The sequence below is a fragment of the Pseudoalteromonas thalassia genome (genome assembly GCF_049257215.1).
Taxonomy (GTDB): domain Bacteria; phylum Pseudomonadota; class Gammaproteobacteria; order Enterobacterales; family Alteromonadaceae; genus Pseudoalteromonas; species Pseudoalteromonas lipolytica_C.
In genome coordinates this window covers 166,654-185,371 of sequence record NZ_JBMMUE010000010.1, presented here as the reverse complement: position 1 = coordinate 185,371, position 18,718 = coordinate 166,654, and the positions used below count along the sequence as shown (strand labels likewise).

Here is an 18,718-nt window from a genome sequence, read left to right as displayed (position 1 = left end):
TATTAGTAATTATTTGATGAATTATTATAACTGGCGCAGGCCACATAGCCATAATCAAATGGTTGCCCCTGCTATAGCAGAAGAAAAACTTAATTCACTGTCCGGAATTAGTTGACCACAACAAAGACATTTTTTGCACAAAGAGGATAAGAGGCGCTGCGCTTTAGAGAAAATAATAAGTAATCTATTGTTTTCCCACGTTGTTTTCTCATTCTTTTCTCTTTGTGCAATTTGTTTTAACGCGAAATAAATTTCACGCCTACATCAAAGACATTTTTTCACAAAGAGGATAAGAGGCGCTGCGCTTTAGAGAATACAACAAGTAATTTATTGTTTTCCCTCATTGTCTTGTCATTCAGTTCTCTTTGTGAAGATATTTCGGCACCAAAGTACCTCCTACGAGCTAGGCATTTGGTAAAGGCCTGTAAGCAGCACCGTTCAGCTTCAAACTGACAGCTGAAAGCTGATAGCTTTCTCTAAAACCGATAACTTACACTGGCATTATACGAGCGGCCTTGTCCGGCAAGTTGCTCAAAGCCATTGCTCATATCTTGCTTGTAATTAGCAATACTTACACCACCAAGTGGCTGTTGGTAGTATTCATCAAGTAAGTTAGTAATTGCCAACTTAAAGGTTAAATTTTGCCACGTTTTCTGACTTGAGATAGCCAATAGCTGATAACTGTCGGTTTGGTTTTCTAAACGGCGTTCATCAACATGGGTTTTACTATCAACCCATTGCCAGCTCAGTACGTTTTGCCAGCCTTTGTATTCGTGCTCTAGGCTCAGCTCAGTGCGCAGTGGCATAATTTGATATAAGTCTTCATTGCTATTATCACGTTCGCCATGAGTACTGGTTAGTGAGCCTTTTAACTGCCACTTTCCTGCTTGCTTTGTGTTGTAAAGCTCTACCAAGCCCGCCAGTTTTGCACCGTAAAGTGTCGCATCTAGGTTAGTGAATGTAAGAATATTACGCTTGCTATGCGCCATGTCAGTGCGATTAAAGCTCTTAGTCACTTCAGCATCAATATAATCATTTACTTGCGTGTACCAAACATTTGCGGTTACTTGCCAGCTATCGTCTTTGGCAAGTTTGGTGTAGCTTGAACTCAATGTGTGCGCTGTTTCGGCTTTTAAATCTGGGTTACCAATATAACCATTTCCATCGCCAAACCAACCAATCATGGTAGTTGCCATCGTACCTACACCCCAGCTATAGCGCTCATATAAATTAGGGGCGCGGTTTTTACGAGCTAAACCAAATTGCAGCTCATCGTTATTCGATAATTGATAGCGAGCAAGCAAGCTGATATCAACTAAAGTGTCGTCACGTTTACGGTCTAATTGGTTAAATTCGATCGCAGCTTGGGCGTCGGTTTTTGACATATCCATCATTGAGCCCATATTAGCCATGTCGCTCATGCCACCTTCGTTATAAGCCTGCACTTCGCCAGTATCTGTGGAGACTTGCTCAACACGAACACCTGCCGACACCCACCATGCTTGGTTTACTTGGTTTTGGTACTCAGCAAATGCCGCAAGGCGGTCACGTTTGCCATCGTTAATGTTTACGTACTCATTTGGGCCCATCATCATTGACCCTGCAACCGCTGGCCACCAGTCATCAATTCGATAACCGTAATATTCTTGCCCTAGCATTAATGATGACTGTTTTGATAAATCAGTGCGCCAGTGAACTTGATAACTGTAATCTTGTGCATCGGTATTCATTGGCATCATGCCGGTTTTCTCATTACTGAAAAAACCCATTTCGTGTTTTACATCATGCGCATTCACTTGCACCTGCAAATCACCATTTTCAAGCTCTCGTTTATACTGAGCAACTAAGCCATAGCTGGTGTTATCGGTCATATCCATGTATTGATTAGGAAAGCCTTGGTAAGGAATTTTTTGATGACTTAGCTTAACTACAAGCTGTTGTTTCTCATCACGAATAGCGCCCGTTAAGGCATGATTTTGCACTCGATATAAGGTATCAAGTACACGCTCACCATGCCCATCATCATAGCTGTTAGCATCTTCAAAGCTGCCTTGGTAAGACAAGCTAAACTGTTTGCTCGCAAGGCTGGCACCTAGCGCGTATGCTTGGCTGTCGTTAACGCTTTTGTACTGGGCGGTAACATAGCCTGCGCGCCAGTTCACTGAGTCTGAATCACTAAATTCAGGGGCAATCGTATTTACCCTAATAACGCCGGCAATATTATCCCCGCCACTGCCTACCGGTGATACACCAGCAACAACACTGTAAGTGGCAATTTGGTTTGCCGACACATAAGAGAGTGGCGGGTTCATCTGGTTAGCACACGCTGCTGTGACATCAGCACCATCGACTAAAACTTTAACTCTATCGCCCATCATGCCGTTCATCACCGGCAAGTTAGACACTCCTCCGGCCGCTGAAAAATCAACACCTAAATCTTTCAGTAACGCGTCTGCAGAGCCAACTAATTGATGGTTATTTTGGGCATGACCTTGTACTTCTATCACTTCAATAGAATCATCTGCAAAGGCCGAAATACTTAAAACACAGCTAAGTGCTACAGCAATTTTAGAAAATAAAAAACCAGGGCGAGAAGATAGCGTGTTCATAACTGTTTTAAAATCAAAGCAAATAATTAATGACGCCGATTATAAAACTCATTAATTAGTCTGAACACGTGACATATTGTCGCACCCTGCCACAGGTAAATAACTTAGCGCAGCACCACTAAAGGAATACGGCTATCTTCAAGCATTTTTAAGGTCGTGCTGCCTAAAAAGAATTGCCGCCATTTAGAATGACCAAATGCGCCCATCACCATTAAGTCAACGGCGTGGTCACTTTTATATCGCCACAGCGCTTGATAAACATCGCCATCGAGCATGCGCGCTCTCACATTAAAACCATTTTCAGCAAATCTTGCTGAGGCAGTGTCAAGCTTGTCTTGGCAGTGACCATCTTGTTTATCCACCATCACCAAATGGCAATCTAAGCCGGATAAAATGCCGCCATTGATAATTTGCGTAATCGCTTTGTCGGTACTTTCGCTGCCATCATAAGCTAGCATAAAGTTAGTGGGCTCATGAAATTGCGGCGGCACAATCGCAACCGGGGTATGCACCTGACGGATCAGCGTTTCAATGTGCGAGCCCAGTACTTTAAAATCATCGTAATGGCCTTTACCAGAGCGGCCAATAATCATCACACGGGCATTGTCTTCATGTTCAAGTAAGGCATCAACAAGACTCATTGAAAGCTGCTGTTGCTCAATCTCGGTTAGGCCTGCATGCTCGGCTTTTTTCATTGCTTCATCTAGCAATAATTGACCATGCTGCGACGCCACTTTGTTGCGTTCTTGCTCAAGTTTTGCCAATTGCTCTAACAATGAGATTTGCGAACCTAAACCAATAATTGCGGTTAAATCATCACTGCCCTGCGGCAAAGGTGGCTCTAATGCATGCAGAAAATTAATTGGATGGCTGGAGCGCTTAGAAATCCAAATAGCCGCTTCTGTCACCGCATCGGTCATGCATGAACCGTCGATACAGGCAAATATCTTTTTCATTGCGCTCTCCTTTAAACCAATTCAGTTAACCAAGTATAGTTGGCTTTTTCTCTGTATTTATTTTGAACAGCAAAGACTTAAGAAGTTCAGGTTATTTTCTTATAGCAAACAAATATAGAACGTTCCAAAAAGTACTGTATCAAGCCCATTAATTTGTATTACAATAGCGTTGGGCACACACCTCTACTCCAGAACAAAGTATTTGTTACTGGCATTTTCAATTATCAAAAATCTATTTTGTTTTTAAATTTATTTTAAAGGAATTACATGACTAACGTAGCCAACTCCCAAGGCAACGCAAGCACGTTTACCATTCTGATAGTATTGGCTTTAGGCACATTCATTTTGGGCCTATCAGAATTTTCTATGATGCCAATGTTGCCCCTGATCAGCGAAACATTTTCGTCTACGCCAGCGCAAAGTGGTTATGCCATCAGTGCTTACGCGATTGGCGTAGTTGTCGGTGCCCCACTATTTATGATCACAACCGCCAACATGCGTAAGCGAAATGCACTGTTGATGTTTGTCAGTATGATGTTTTTATTCAATGGTTTAAGTGCTTTTGCAAACTCGCTTGAACAACTTATTTTATTTCGATTTTTAAGTGGCTTACCACACGGTGCCTACTTCGCCGCTGCTATTTTATTGGCTGCCGATATCGCCCCTGCCGATAAACGCGCAAGCTTTATGTCAAAAGTATTTATGGGTTTAACCATTGCCACTATTGTTGGTGTGCCCATGGTCACCCTAGTGGGGCAAAACTTTAGCTGGCGTTATTGTTTGGCAGGCACCGCTGTACTTGCGTTAGTTGCCTTGGTATTGATTGTGAAATACGTACCTAACGTAAAAAATACCGCGCCAACATCGATTCTCGATGAGTTAAGTGTATTAAAGAACAAGCTCGTATGGACTATTCTGGGTATCATCATTATTGGTTTTGGTGGCGTATTTTGTGTTTACACTTACATTGCCGACACTATTTTAGAAGTCACCCATACCCCTGCTTACACTATCTCTATTGCGATGATTATGTTTGGTATTGGCTGTACTTTAGGTAACTATGTATTAGGTAAAGCCGCCGACCACTCACCGCTGAAAACCACAGGCGCAGCGCTAATTGGTGCTGTAGTATTTGCAGCCAGTTATGTAAGCGCAAGCCATAATATTTGGCTGTTATACGCGGTGATTTTCTTTATTGGCTTTAGTGTTGGTTTAGGTACCGTGATCCAATCGCTATTAATGGATGTGTCACCACAGGGGCATGCCATGATTGGTGCGCTAGTACAGTGTGCGTTTAATACAGCTAATGCCATTGGCCCTTGGCTTGGCGGCATGGCTATTGCCGAAGGCGCACTCCCTAGTCAAACAGGCTATGTTTCTGCGGCACTATTCTTAGGTGGTTTTTTAATGTGGTCGTTAAGTGCGATGCAGATGAAAAAACTACGAGTCGAAAGTTAACAAAAATGTAGCTGCGATTTTATATCGCGTAGCAAAAAGGCGTTTAACAAGAATGATTTAACATTCGGCGTTAAAACGCCTCTTACGCTATCAGACTTACTCATCCTGAAATATCTCTTCGATACTCAGGTTGAATAAACGCGCGGCTTTAAATGCTAATGGCAAACTTGGATCAAATTTACCTTTTTCGATAGCATTCACTGTTTGCCTTGATACATCGAGTAATTCGGCTAATTTTGCTTGGGTGTAATTGTGCTCAGCACGAAGCACTTTCAAGCGGTTTTTCATTCCTCGCCCTCGTCGTTTAACTGCTTATTCATCATTAAAAGACTCACCAAATAGGTTAAGCCCATAAAGAGTACGAGGTGTGAAATATCTTCTTTAAAGCTAATTAAACCGCTTGATTGCACTACCGAATAAGCTAAACCAAATACTAAGCTTGCACCCAAGGTAATCGCCATTGCATTAAGGTGCATACGCTGCTGCAGCTCATCCATTCCTTGAAGTTGTCGTTTGTTCGATAAAATCATCATAATGCCAACTACTACATTAAGTAAGATTGCCACAACACTAAAAACAGCCTGCTCTTGCCATAAAAAATGCGGCCCAAATGAGGCAATTGCTAAAGTAATCACCCATGCTGATGTCCATTTAGCGAGGTTTTGTGTGTTCTGCTTATTACGTTGTTTAAAGGTTAATCCTGTCTGATCCATTATTCTCACCTTAAAAGTAAAGTAAACTTGACTAAAGATTAACCTAGCAACACAAAAAGTCAAACAAACTTTACAAAAAGTTTTACATACACGACATCAATATGATTTTTTAATGTCAGAAAAGGCAAGGCGCTTGCTGTTAATCTCATAATATTGTATTAATCAAAGAATTCCGTAATCTAATATAAAATCGGTCCAATCGGACTGCGTTTCTAACAATAACAATGAAGATAACACTATGAATACGGCACTGTTTTTCGTTGGCGAATGGCAAGTTACTCCGGCCACCAACTCAATCCGACGCGGTGAACAAACAAAGCATCTTGAACCAAAGGCGATGGATGTATTACTGCTGCTATGCGAAAAACAAGGTGAGCTACTAACGAGCGAAGAAATTATCAGCCATTGCTGGCCAAATGTGGCGCTGGGTGACAACCCCCTACATAAAGTGATCACCCAATTACGTAAAGCCTTTGACGATAAAGCAAGTGATCCGCATTACATAGAAACCATTCGTAAACGTGGTTATCGGGTTATTGCCGAAATCAACTTTCCACTCAACGAAGAACAAAAAGCCAGCCAAACCAGTTGGCAAGGTGATTCGCCCTTTGTTGGCTTAAGTGCGTTTGCACCAGAGCAAGCCGATGTATTTTTTGGTCGTAACAAACAAATTGCCACTTTGCTACAGCGAGTGTCGGCTCAAATTGAGTTTGGTCGCGCATTTTGCTTAATTTTGGGAGCCAGTGGTTCAGGTAAATCGTCATTAGTTAATGCAGGTGTATTGCCCGCTTTAATGTCGAGTAATGGCTACGATGGTATTAGAGTACACAGTTACTGCCAACTCGACTTTGCCGATGTCAGCAAAGAGCGCTTACTGCTTGATTTAGCCTCAACCTTGCTCGATTTAGAAATAAACGACGCACCTGTACTTAGCGATATAAGCGCCGATGCGTTGGCTGAATTGTTATTAAAAGACCCAGAACAGGTTATTTCCCGCTGTAAAGCAGCACTTGCAGCGCTAAATGCAGAGCGCAATACGCCCTATTTATTTTTATTTATCGACAGGCTCGAAGTGCTATTGTCATCGCCGCTATTTAGCGATGACGAGCGCAACCAGCTTTTAGCACTTATTGAGCGCTTAGCAACAAGTGGCTGCATGATCATTTTTAGTGCCTGTCGTAATGACTTTTACCCGCAAGTAGTGAGTCAACCAAGTTTAATGGCAGGTAAAGCCAATGGCGCACATTTTGACTTATTAGCGCCAACTCGCTCTGAGCTTAAGCAAATGATCCGTTTGCCAGCACTTGCAGCAGGCTTAAGTTGGCAACATCACCCAGAGCATCACACACCGCTTGATGAACAACTTTGTAACGATACTGCCAATAACCCAGATGCATTGCCAATGCTGCAATACACCTTGCAGCAGCTTTACTTGCAGCGCAGCCCAGACAACGAATTATTGTTTTCTGAATACCAAGCCCTAGGCACCATCGAAGGAGCCATCGGCCAAAAAGCCGAACAAGTATTTTGCCAATTACCCAAAGACCAACAAACTGAACTTGCCGCAGTACTTTCTAAACTGATCACTTTAAATCCAGATGGCGAAACGCTCACCAGCCGCGCTGCACGTTGGAGCGAATTAACCAGCCCTGCTGCGACCAAGCTTGTTCAGGCTATGGTCGACAGCCGTTTGTTTGTGTCGCACCTTAAAAATGAGCAAGCCTGCTTTAGCCTTGCCCACGAAGCGCTGCTGCGCCATTGGCAACGCGCCATTGATTGGGTGCAAGAGCACCAACAAAGCTTAGCAATTCAAAGCCGCGTGCAACTTGCCACCGAGCGATGGCTGCTAGAACATAAACACAGCGACTTTTTATTAGCGCAAGGCAAACCGCTGCAAGAAGCACAAAGCCTAGTTAAAAACCCTATGTTTAGCTTATCGTGTGACGAACAAGCGTTAATTAAGGCTTCTAACAATAAAGCCAAACGTAAAAAACGCGTGTTACAAATAACAGCGGCTGCACTTGTGTGCTTAACCTTTATTGCCACATTTATGAGCGTGCGCAGCTATCACGCCGAACAAATAGCAAAACAAAAACGCCAAGAAGCTGAAAGTTTATTGGGCTTTATGGTCGGTGAATTTGCCGACAAACTTAGAAGCGTTGAACGTATGGATTTACTTGATGGTATTAGCAACAAAGCCCTTGAGTATTTTACTAATCAAGACGAAGAAGCGCCTTCGTTGTTTGACTTTAGCGATACACAAGCCGAGTTTAATAACCGTTTTCAATACGCTCAAACCTTAGAGGCTATGGGCGAAGTGGCCTACTCTCGCGGCAAAACCGACGAGGCCTTCACCGCCTTTGAAAATGCGCGAATGCGCCTAGAATCATTACTAAAAATTCAACCCAATAACCTAGATGTTTTAATGCTCGCAGGGGCCAATGCGTTCTGGCTTGGTAATTTAACTTATGAGCAAAGTAATTACTTAGCTACTGAGCCAATGTTTAAACGTTACTTGGCTTATAGTGAAAAAATGTATCAGCTTGCCCCTAATGACTTTAACTCTATTATGGAGCTATCTTACTCGCACAATTCTCTTGGTTCGTTGTATTTAAAGCAGTTTAATTATGCACTTGCAAAACAGAGCTTTACTGAATCTTTAAAACTGAAAAACCAAGCCCTTGAGCTTAAACCGAATAACAAAAATTTATTACGCGATAAAACAGACACCATTAGTTGGATTGCAACCACAGAAGAAAGGCTCGGTAATTTAAACGCTGCACTCGAACTACTTGAACAAGCCTCTCAAGAGCTAATCAACATGCTTGAAACATCGCCGAATGACGCAAGCTTACATAATTATTTAGCAAACACTTTTATGCAACAAAGCTTTTTATTGAGCTATTTTCCAAATAAGAGAGCAGCATTTTTAAAAGCTGAAAAAGCAACTGATGCAATTAATCGAGCAAGAATCCAAGATCCAAAAAATCAAAAGTTTCAACGCACCTTTTATAGAACACTTGCATACCAATTAATGCTGTTAGATAAAAGTAAAACAAGTGAAAGAGTAAAAGATGTTTTGAGTTACATTGATAACCAAGGGGTTTCAGATACAACTTTAATAAATATTCAAATAGGAGTGATTCATTATTTAATCAATCGAAACCTTTTAAACGAAGCCAAAGACCTCTTGTTAAAATTAGAGAGCAACTCAGACTTTATTGAGAGAATATCTGACACTAGCAAAATAGAAAACCTCGCTGCTCTGATAAAGGTTAATTTAATTAAAGCAAAGCTTTCTGAAGACAAAATAGCAAGACAAAAAGCATGCCAAGAAGCTATTAATGCAATTGAAGAAAATAAAAACGGCGATAAAAGTATAAAAAGAACTTACCCACTTATTCAAGCCTACACCTGTTTAAATAGGGTAAGTGAGGTAAACACAGTTAAAAGTAAACTAATAGAGTTAGGCATTACTAACTTTGAACTATAAAAAACAACTAGAAGGTAATAATAATGAGCGAAAGTCAAACTTTCAACTTTACAGTGAATATTAAACTTAACACTGAAAATGAAGCTTTATTTACATACTTCCAAGACGGTCAGCAAGTTTCTGGAGGCGGTACTGTCAATGAAAGAAACAGCCTAGGCATTTATACACTTGATGATGCAACAGTGGATGCTGGCTTTCAATTTACAGGCGCGAAATTTGCAAACCTTGAAGGTGATTGCGAGCAAGACTTTAGCTTTAAAGTCACTAATGATGGTCAAACAATTGAAATAGCGGATACTGATGAAAATAGCGGCACTGCGTGTATGATTTTCATCGTTGAGTGCAATGGCACAAGCTATGAAAGTGCCGATCCACAAGTGAAAAATGATAAAGAAGACTAAAAAACACTCACTTAAAGCTCCTTTTATGGAGCTTTTTTACATTTAAAAACAAACAATTAAAACCAGAAGATTACCAGAAGGTTAATTTGCACTTTTTTAAGTAACTTTATAGACACCAAAATCGTTTGCATCGGCAAAAAGGAAACGAACGTGTCTACTAACAACAAAAATGAACAACCAAGCACTGCTCAATCAGAAGCTAAAAACGCACTTGCGCAGTCTATCAATTCAGAGCAACTTGCACTAATTGCCCAAATGTTTCAGAACATTCCTGAAGGGGTGTTTATCATTAATGGTCAAGGCACGTTTGAATTTGCAAACCCGATGGCGGCACAACTTTTAGGTGACAACCAAGAAGCGTTAATCGGTCAAAACCTGTTACATTACCTACACGACACCGACCGTGATAAATACATGTATACCCTACTCAGTTGGTTAGATCATAAAGACTCGCCGATAAGCCTTGGTCCAAACGAAGTTAAAATAAACCGCGCCGATAGTAAAACCCTTGAAGCGGATTTATGTATTTCAAGCTTGCCAAAAAACATTGCCGTTGCAGATAATTTATTTCTTTGTGTATTACATGATTTATCATCGCACAAAGAGCAATATAATCGCTTAGTTAAACAGGCCACCACTGACCATTTAACCGGCCTTGCAAATAGATTAACCCTTGAGGAATCATTAAAAGAGCATTGGCAAGAAAGCGTACAAACCAACCAAGCTATTAGCACTATATTAATCGACATTGATTATTTTAAATTATTTAATGACCGGTTCGGTCATGTTAAAGGCGATAAGTGCTTACAAAAAGTAGCAAGTATAATTGCAGAATCACTCCCCTCTCATGACTGTTTGGCAGCCCGTTATGGTGGTGAAGAATTTGCGGTTATATTACCAAGGTGTCAAAAAGATACAGCAGCAGTTATTGCAAAGCATATTCAAATAAAAATAAACAATATGTCATTTACTGAAATTGGCCTACCGAGTGATTTTAGAATAAGTGTAAGTCAAGGAATTGCTTGCGAGTTTAATAATCAATACCGTACTTCTGAGGCACTAATTTGTGCTGCAGACACTGCTTTATACCGAGCAAAAACAGAGGGCAGAAATAAAATAAGCATAAGCGCATAAAAGGTTATTTTAGTGTAGAACTATGAGCTAAATAGCTTGTTTAGATAATCATATAGTATACTTTTATGTTATTTGTTTGTTCCTTTTTTATTGATAAACTGCAACGTGAAATCAACGTCACAAGGGATCCAACAATGACACTTTTTAAAAAAGTACCTTTGCAACTCGCTATTGCAAGTACGCTAGCTACATCAGTGACTGCAATCGCTGCTGAGCAAACAACAGAAAACACTGCTCAAGATGTTGAAGTTATTTCTGTAACAGGTACTCGCCGAAGCCTTCGTAGTATTTCTGAAAGTACTGTACCTGTCGATTTATTAACAAGTCGCGATCTAACAAGCACTGGCCAACTTGATATGAGCCAAGTACTTGCCTCTCAGTTACCTAGCTTTAACTACCCTAGTGCCACCATTGCTGATGGAACTGATCATGCAAAACCGGCTGTTTTACGTGGCCTAGCTCCTGACCACACATTAGTACTTATCAATGGTAAACGCCGCCATGCGGGTGCACTATTAAATTTAAACGGTACCGTAGGCCGTGGTTCAACAGCTGTTGATTTAAATAATATTCCTACTTCAGCAATTAAACGCGTAGAAGTACTTCGTGATGGTGCTGCTGCTCAATACGGCTCTGACGCGATTGCTGGTGTGATCAATATTGTATTAAAAGACGCCGATGAAGGCGGCAGCGTGAGCTTCACATATGGTGAATACGATACACAAATGGCAGGGTCTCCTCAGCTACTAAACACCACAACTGATAGCGAAGGCAACCTAAGTTTTGAGACTGGTGGCGACCGTGAAGTAAATGATGGTATTTCACGCACAGCAAGCGCTAACGCGGGTTTTGCGCTGGGTGATAATGGCTTTATTAACCTGTCTATTGAGTCACGAAATAACGAGCCAACGAATCGCTCTGGTTTTGACCAACGCGAACAGTACAGCCGTGACGCAAATGGCAATTTAGACCCTCGTGAATTCGACTTTGACCGCTATAACCACCGTTTTGGTAAAGCAAGCATTGAAGATTTCGCGCTTTTTTATAACCTAGGTTATGAGTTTGATAACTCGTTATCACTTTACTCTTTTGCAAGTTACTCAAACCGTGAAGGTAACTCGGGTGGCTTTTATCGTCGTGCCAAAGACTCTCGTAACTTAACTGAAGTGTATCCTGACGGCTTCTTACCGCAAATAGATACTGATGTAGATGACTACTCATTTGCAATTGGCCTTAATGGCGAAACCAATGACTGGACGTGGGATGTAAGCAGCAATTATGGTCGCAATGACTTTGGTATTGGCGTAAGCAACAGTTTAAATACCTCTATGGGTGTTAGCAGCCCAACAGAATTTGATGATGGCTCGCTCGTATATGAGCAATACCTAGTCAATATGGATGCCAGCAGCACGCTAGATTTAGGTTTACCTGATGATGTGTTTGTGACGATTGGTGCTGAATATCGCCACGAAAACTATCAAATCAAAGCGGGTGAAACGGCCTCTTACCTAACCGTATTAGATGACGAAGGTAACCCTGTTGCTGCCGGTGGCGCACAAGTATTACCGGGTTTCTCACCTGAAAGTGCAACTGATAAAAGCCGCCATAACATTGCAATATTTGCTGAGTTTGATACTTATCTAACAACAGATTGGAACCTTGTTTTAGCAGGTCGTTTTGAAGATTACAGCGATTTTGGTAGTACCTTTACCTCTAAACTAGCTTCGCGTTACAGCATTAATGAGTCACTGTCGTTACGTGGTGCAATTAGCACAGGTTTTAGAGCGCCATCACTTGCCCAAACTTCATATAAGTCGGTAAGTACTTTATTTGAGAATGGTGTGCCAAGTGAAGTAGGTTTATTCCCTGTAGATGAACCTGCAGCGCAAGCACTAGGGGCTCGTGATTTAGATGCTGAAGAGTCAGTTAATATGACGGCAGGTTTCATCTTTACTCAAGGCGGTTTTAGCTTAACGCTTGATGCGTATCGCATTGAAATTGATGACCGTATCGTATTATCTGAAAACTTAAGCGGCCCAGAAGTTGAAGCGATTTTAGCCGAAGCTGGCGAAGTTAATACACAACGCGTTCGCTACTTCACCAATGCCATTGATTCACGTACACAAGGTGTTGATATTGTTGCTACTTACTCATTAGGCTTAGAAAGCTATGGTGATTTACGCTTAAGTGCTGCGGTTAACTTTAACGACACTGAAGTAACACACGTTAAAGAAAATCCACCGGAATTAGAGGCATTAGGTGACAGCTACGAGTATTTTTCTCGTCGAGAAGTAACTCGTTTTGAAAAAGGTACACCAGCGGATAAATGGAACCTATCTGCAACGTGGGATTATGAAAACTTCCAAACCACATTACGAGCAACTCGTTATGGTGAAGTTATTGATACCTCAAATAGTGCTGAAAACGATGAAGTACTTGATGCAAAATGGATTGCTGACTTAGAAGTGGCTTATCGCCCTGATGAGCAGTGGAAGTTTGCATTAGGTGCCAATAACCTATTCGATCAGTACCCTCAAGATACTGTAAGCAATATTGGTTATAGCGATTTTAACCACATATTCCCTTATAGTGGCTTTGCGCCATACAGCTTAGATGGCCGTTTTATTTACGGTAACATCACTTATAGCTTCTAAATTAATGTGTGCTGGTTTAGGCTAGCACACAGCTAACTTTTTAAAATTAGGCGCTTTTTTAAATAATATTTAAAAAAGCGCCTATGCCATAAACTTTATTCCCACTTGCTGCGACTAACTAATTAACATTACCTATTAGGAAGGACAGCATCATGAATTTACGAAATTTTACCACAAGAGCACTCCTCATCACTGCAAGTGCTGCATGCATCAGTTTAGCAAACGCAGATAATGCAGTTTCTCAGGGCGATTATCGCGTTATTACTTTTAAAGACTGTAAAAAGGTAAGCGAAAGTACCCTCAATAACGAACAGATTGCTGCATACCTAGAGCTTGAACGTGAACAAGTAAAACTAGAAGCGCTAGAACAACCAATTAGTGAAATAGAACAACAAGTTACTGACTATTCTGAGCAAATAGAAGCGATCACCGAAGAAGCAGTTATTGAAGACGAGAACCACCTACGAATTAATAAAAGCTTATTAAAAGAGCAAGATAAACTGGCTAAAGAACTCAATAAACTTATGGCTGCTCATGATGCCGATTTTAAAGCGTTAGAACAGCAAGCAAAATTAATTGAACATGCCGCTAAACAATTTGATAAAACTATGAAACCGTTGATGGAACAAGGTGAGTCAACTCACCTACAAATTTTAGCGCCGGGTGAAGACGAAAAACCGGGCTGTTTTTACAATATTTAAAGTACGTTTTCTAGCTGTGCATAAAGCTTCGCGTGTGTTTTACGAATGTCACCTTTATGCACTTGCTTAAACCACTTTAAAGCTTGTTCTGGCTTGCCTGCCTGCCAATTGATTTCAGCCAAGCGTAGCTTATAAATAGCAAGAACAAAACGATCAGACTCTACATCAATATACTTAAGTGATTGAACATACAATTTATCTGCTTCGTCGTACTGAGCAAGTATTTGATACGTTCTCGCTAAATTGCCTAACGCTACAGAGATTTTACGCTTATGGTTTGTTTTTAAAATCCAATCTACAGCAACCCGACGACTTGCGAGTGCTCCATCTACATCACCCAGTGAATGGAAAACATTAGCTTTATTTGAAGCAAGTTCAAAATGAAAAATAGGATCTTTGCTCTTTCCAAAGCGACGTTCAGCCCTATCTAATATGTGCAATGCTGTTTCTTTGTTGCCAAACACGTATTGCAAATTGGCCAATTCAACCATGCGCATTGGGTTACCGAATGAATCGAAAATAGCCTGTAGGTTTTCAAATGCCAAAGTCGCGAATTTGCGGCCTTGTTCATGATTGCCGAAATATTGCATCGACTTTGCGTAATAAAAATAAACTTGAACTTGAAAAACAACAGGAAGGTCTTTGCCATTTATAAATGGCTCGGTGCTATCTTTAAGGGCGAGATATTCCATTTTGTCGTAAAAGTAATCAAACTGATACGACTTAATTTCATACCAGCGTGCCGAACCAGGCTCTGCTACCGCTAGCTGTTGATTAATATAATCTAAGCATAGAGCCTGAGGTTGTTGGCTACAGAATATCTCATGGTCACTAAAGTTCTCTGATGCTAAAGCATTAAAGCTGCAGAAACTAAATAACAAAAAGGTTAAACTTTTCTTCATCTACTAACTTCTAAGTGACAATACACACAGAAAAATAACAAAATATCCTGCTATATTACAGCACTTTTTAGTTAAATTTATAGTTAATATTAATAATTTAGATTCTTCACACAGTGAATTTAAGCATTTTTATACACTTAATAAGTTTGAAATTGCATGACTAACAAAAAAGCAGGCTAAGCACCGAGTTAACCTGCTTTAAAATTATTTAGAGTAGCAACAAACTACCTAAGCCAAGAAAGGTGACAAAACCCACAATGTCGGTGACTGTGGTAAGAATCACAGAGCCTGAAAGAGCAGGATCGATTTTGAGCTTATCCAAAATAGATGGGATCACGACTCCCGATAACGAGGCAGCCACTAAATTAAGTAAGATAGCGATAGTAATGGTTAAACTTAACATGCCATCGTTGAACCAGAAATAAGTAAGCACGCCAATCACAAAGGCCCAAACACAGCCATTTAATGCCCCTACTCTTAGCTCTTTTTTCAACAGCGCTCTGCGGTTAGAGTCGGTCACCTGACCGAGTGCTAAACCGCGCACAATAACCGTTAACGTTTGACTACCTGCAATACCGCCCATAGAAGCGACAACTGGCATAAGTACCGCTAGTGCAACCACTTGCTCGATAGTTGCACCAAACAAACCGATAAACCAAGAGGCTAAAAATGCCGTTGCTAGGTTAATACCAAGCCATATACCGCGGTTTTTTGCCGATTTGGTCACGCTCGAGAACAGATCCTCGTCTTCACGTAGACCACCCGCTTTTGCAGCGGCTTCGTCTGTTACTTCTTGGCGTAATTCATAGGCTGATGACACCGACAAACGGCCTAATAGTTTGTTGTCGGCGTTAACCACTGGCATCGCCATTTTTTCGCTATGAATAACCACTTCGGCCGCTTCGTATAAGTCGTCATCAGCGTGTAAAGCTGACACATCAAGGTTCGCGTAATCCAGCAGGCTGTCGTTATCATTGGCTTTAAATAACGAATTAATTGCCACTTCACCAATGAGTGTGCCTTTACGACTCACCAAATAAATCACTTCGGTGTACTGTGGTAAGCCTTTTTGAAAAATTTTACGCGCGCCAGCTACGGTGAGTTTTTCTGACACTTTAAGCGCATCAAAATCGAGCCAGTGACCTAGCTGCTCAGGATTATATTGCTGTGCAAGGTCGTATTGCTTCGTTTGAACTTCATCAAGTTGTCTGCGTGCATAATCAACAAAGCGTTCGGGAATAATTTCTTCAAGTTCAAGTAGCTCTTCAACGCTAACTTCGTCAAGTAACTTAAAGCCCTCAGCTTCATCTAAACTCTGTAACAACCAGCGACAACTATCACCACCTAAGTTAATGAAAATTTCATGCTGGGTATCTTCATCAAGTAATTGCCAAATTTCTAAACGTTGTTCTTTAGGTAATGCTTCAAACAATAACGATAAATGCTCAGTAGAAAGCTTTTCTTTAGCATCAGCAAGTAACTTATTTTTACGTGTTGTAGTGTCACACTGAAGCAAGTCATCAATTAACTGGGGAAGTTGGTCAACAGGATACTCAATCATTTGAGACCTCGGTTAATTACATCAATGACAGTAGTCTAACGCAGCTTAATTAAAATAACTGCCCGTAATTGATATATTTTTATCTTCATCCAATCAGTCATATAGGTGAGCTTAAGGACTTTTTTCAATTATCACTCAGTAAAACTAAGTTAGTATTAGCCCTTCAATTGACTTGGCGTAAGCCCGGTCCAGCGTTTAAATGCTCGTCTGAAATTAGCAATATCATAAAATGATAAGCGCATGGCGACTTGCTCATTGCATTGCTCGCGCATGGCAAGTAGGTAAATCGCTTTGCGCTTGCTTTGCTCATCGTACAAGCTAGAAAAACGCACGCCATGGGCTTTTAGTTTGCGTTTGAAGGTTGCGGGGCTCATAGCAAATTGGCTGGCTACCTGCTCTAAATTTAACGCCGGAGTTTGATAAATTAATCGGCTTACGGCTTCCACAAAAGTGCTATTTGCAGAATTTAATGCCGCTAGTTGCGAGTTAATTTGTGAAAACCTAAAACTACTAAACACGGGGTTAGTGAGCCTAAGCGCGTGTTTATTCAATACCCAACGAGTTATAGGCTTTTCAAAAGCGACTTTAAGGCCTAAGTGTTGCTCGTATTCTTGGCTATGTCTGGCGCGCTTATAGGCAAACTCAAACTGACAAGGGACTCGCTCACCCGCCACTTTTTTAAGAACTTGGTAAAACGCGGCGCTGTAAATTTCCATAACGTACTGGCTTATTTCATCATCCAAGCCTACTGCGTTTTGCAGCACAATGTAATACTGCTCGTTATGCACATAACTATAACTAAATAACAAAGGGGCTAGTTGCATGCGCAAATTATGTAGCTGCTTTAAAGCTTGGCCGATATGCGCTGCATGTAACACGCCTTGGGCGGCAACAGAGGTATCGTTTGCCAGCTGACTCCCTAATAAAAAACCGCTGTCGGCGGATTTCATTAGTTGCTTAAACTGCGTCAATAAGCGCACTTGCTGCGAAATACTAAACTGATGCTGCACACTCATTAAGTCTTGCTCAAACACACCTGTGCCTCTGAGTAACTTATGCAGTGCAATGCCGCGACTTAAGGCCAGCTCCACCAGCGTGGTAATTAACCCTTGTGCGGTGAGGTATTTGTCATCTTGATTAAGATACGGCTTCACAATGGCTGACTCTTTGTTGTTTTTGTTGTTGTAACTTAGCGTGTAAACGCGAGCTTAAACGGTGTGGTGTATCGCCTTGCATACTGCCTACTAAGGCCGCTGTTACATCTTGAAACTTAGCGTGTTTTTCGCCTTCAACCTTAAAAGCACAATGGCTCAGCGCCGAGGTAATTTGCGCCACCAGCTCTTTTGCTTGTACTGCGCTGGTATTTGGCATCAGCACCATAAAACAGTCTCCCGCATAGCGGCACACTACATCGGTAAGGCGGCAATTCATCAATAAAAGCTCGCTTACTTCACGTAGTAAGCGGTCTCCTTCGATAAAACCAAATTCAGCGTTAAAATCAGCAAATCCACGAATATCAATCGCTGCCAGTTGCAGTGGCTGTGGCTCACTTAATTGTTCTTTTAACACTGCTTGTAAGTAATCAGCCTTATACAGCCCTGTTATTGAGCACACTAACTCATGCTCACGATGCTGTGCTTCACGACGTTTTAATTGCCTGTTAAGCACGTATTGCTCTTGATGCCACTGATAAAGCCCAAGGCTTGTGAAAATCATGCCTATCGGCGCAGGTAACGATTCAATCCAAGTAAGCCACGTATTGGTTGGTTGATGTAACCACTCATCAAATAAATCAAGGGAAGCTGAAAACATAAAAAGCCCAAGCCCAAGCACTAAAAAGCTGGTGACTTTGCCGGGCGGCCTCGAAATAAGCAGCGCAGCTATCCAAGTAAGGGTCATTAGCACAATGCCACCCTCGCCTAAAATATCTAACCATGCGATATCAGCAAGAGGCTTTAATTCTCCTGCTTGTGCGCTTAGCAAAAACGCAATTACAAATAGAGCAATAACTGCATTGGTTAAAAGTCGATGATGAGTAAAAGGGTTATATCGCATTCTCAGTACCTAACAATAAATCACGCTGCCATGCTAACTCGTTAGCGTTTAAAGCAGCAGGGTCATATTAGCTCAATGATG

Annotated in this window: 14 protein-coding genes; 6 read left to right on the top strand and 8 right to left on the bottom strand. The window is 41.3% G+C overall.

All coding sequences use genetic code 11. The features are described 5' to 3' along the window. Nucleotides 1–476: 476 nt before the first annotated feature. Nucleotides 477–2,609, bottom strand: coding sequence for a TonB-dependent receptor (locus tag AAEU31_RS13335; protein ID WP_421967468.1), 2,133 nt, complete (start codon nucleotides 2,607–2,609; stop codon nucleotides 477–479). Nucleotides 2,610–2,713: 104 nt separating this feature from the next. Continuing rightward, nucleotides 2,714–3,565, bottom strand: a complete 852-nt coding sequence (locus AAEU31_RS13330) for a universal stress protein (RefSeq protein WP_421967467.1) — start codon at nucleotides 3,563–3,565, stop codon at nucleotides 2,714–2,716. A 267-nt stretch (nucleotides 3,566–3,832) separates the two neighbouring features. On the opposite strand from AAEU31_RS13330, the gene AAEU31_RS13325 reads away from it, so the two are divergent. Continuing rightward, on the top strand, nucleotides 3,833–5,023 hold the full coding sequence (locus AAEU31_RS13325; RefSeq protein WP_199526826.1) for an MFS transporter: 1,191 nt from the start codon (nucleotides 3,833–3,835) through the stop codon (nucleotides 5,021–5,023). A gap of 96 nt (nucleotides 5,024–5,119) precedes the next feature. Here the strand turns inward: AAEU31_RS13325 and AAEU31_RS13320 are convergent, their stop codons facing one another. Beyond that, nucleotides 5,120–5,311, bottom strand: a complete 192-nt coding sequence (locus AAEU31_RS13320) for a helix-turn-helix transcriptional regulator (RefSeq protein ID WP_062570454.1) — start codon at nucleotides 5,309–5,311, stop codon at nucleotides 5,120–5,122. Then, nucleotides 5,308–5,736, bottom strand: coding sequence for a hypothetical protein (locus tag AAEU31_RS13315; protein WP_421967466.1), 429 nt, complete (start codon nucleotides 5,734–5,736; stop codon nucleotides 5,308–5,310). The genes AAEU31_RS13320 and AAEU31_RS13315 overlap by 4 nt, the downstream gene beginning before the upstream one ends. A 238-nt stretch (nucleotides 5,737–5,974) precedes the next feature. Here AAEU31_RS13315 and AAEU31_RS13310 point away from each other — a divergent pair, with 238 nt between their 5' ends. The 5 genes from AAEU31_RS13310 (at nucleotide 5,975) to AAEU31_RS13290 (ending at nucleotide 14,119) form a co-directional block, all read left to right on the top strand. Next, nucleotides 5,975–9,229, top strand: coding sequence for an nSTAND1 domain-containing NTPase (locus tag AAEU31_RS13310; protein WP_421967465.1), 3,255 nt, complete (start codon nucleotides 5,975–5,977; stop codon nucleotides 9,227–9,229). A 23-nt stretch (nucleotides 9,230–9,252) separates the two neighbouring features. Next, complete coding sequence (locus AAEU31_RS13305) at nucleotides 9,253–9,630, top strand: DP-EP family protein (RefSeq protein ID WP_421967464.1); 378 nt, start codon at nucleotides 9,253–9,255, stop codon at nucleotides 9,628–9,630. A 150-nt stretch (nucleotides 9,631–9,780) separates the two neighbouring features. Next, nucleotides 9,781–10,764: a GGDEF domain-containing protein gene (locus AAEU31_RS13300; RefSeq protein WP_421967463.1), complete on the top strand. Its 984-nt coding sequence runs from the start codon at nucleotides 9,781–9,783 to the stop codon at nucleotides 10,762–10,764. A gap of 134 nt (nucleotides 10,765–10,898) precedes the next feature. Beyond that, nucleotides 10,899–13,418, top strand: a complete 2,520-nt coding sequence (locus AAEU31_RS13295) for a TonB-dependent receptor plug domain-containing protein (protein WP_421967462.1) — start codon at nucleotides 10,899–10,901, stop codon at nucleotides 13,416–13,418. Between the two features lie 152 nt (nucleotides 13,419–13,570). Next, the gene (locus AAEU31_RS13290) at nucleotides 13,571–14,119 is read left to right on the top strand and encodes a hypothetical protein (protein WP_421967461.1); all 549 of its coding nucleotides are present in this window, start codon (nucleotides 13,571–13,573) and stop codon (nucleotides 14,117–14,119) included. Here the strand turns inward: AAEU31_RS13290 and AAEU31_RS13285 are convergent. The 4 genes from AAEU31_RS13285 to AAEU31_RS13270 form a co-directional block, all read right to left on the bottom strand. After that, nucleotides 14,116–15,021: a tetratricopeptide repeat protein gene (locus AAEU31_RS13285; RefSeq protein ID WP_135925723.1), complete on the bottom strand. Its 906-nt coding sequence runs from the start codon at nucleotides 15,019–15,021 to the stop codon at nucleotides 14,116–14,118. The genes AAEU31_RS13290 and AAEU31_RS13285 overlap by 4 nt on opposite strands. A gap of 208 nt (nucleotides 15,022–15,229) precedes the next feature. Further along, nucleotides 15,230–16,582 (bottom strand): magnesium transporter, encoded by a 1,353-nt coding sequence (locus AAEU31_RS13280; protein ID WP_253038738.1) that lies wholly within the window; start codon nucleotides 16,580–16,582, stop codon nucleotides 15,230–15,232. Between the two features lie 155 nt (nucleotides 16,583–16,737). Further along, the gene (locus AAEU31_RS13275) at nucleotides 16,738–17,736 is read right to left on the bottom strand and encodes a helix-turn-helix transcriptional regulator (protein ID WP_421967460.1); all 999 of its coding nucleotides are present in this window, start codon (nucleotides 17,734–17,736) and stop codon (nucleotides 16,738–16,740) included. Beyond that, on the bottom strand, nucleotides 17,720–18,637 hold the full coding sequence (locus AAEU31_RS13270) for a GGDEF domain-containing protein (protein ID WP_421967459.1): 918 nt from the start codon (nucleotides 18,635–18,637) through the stop codon (nucleotides 17,720–17,722). Before AAEU31_RS13270 ends, AAEU31_RS13275 begins: the two co-directional genes overlap by 17 nt. Between the last annotated feature and the right edge of the window lie 81 nt (nucleotides 18,638–18,718).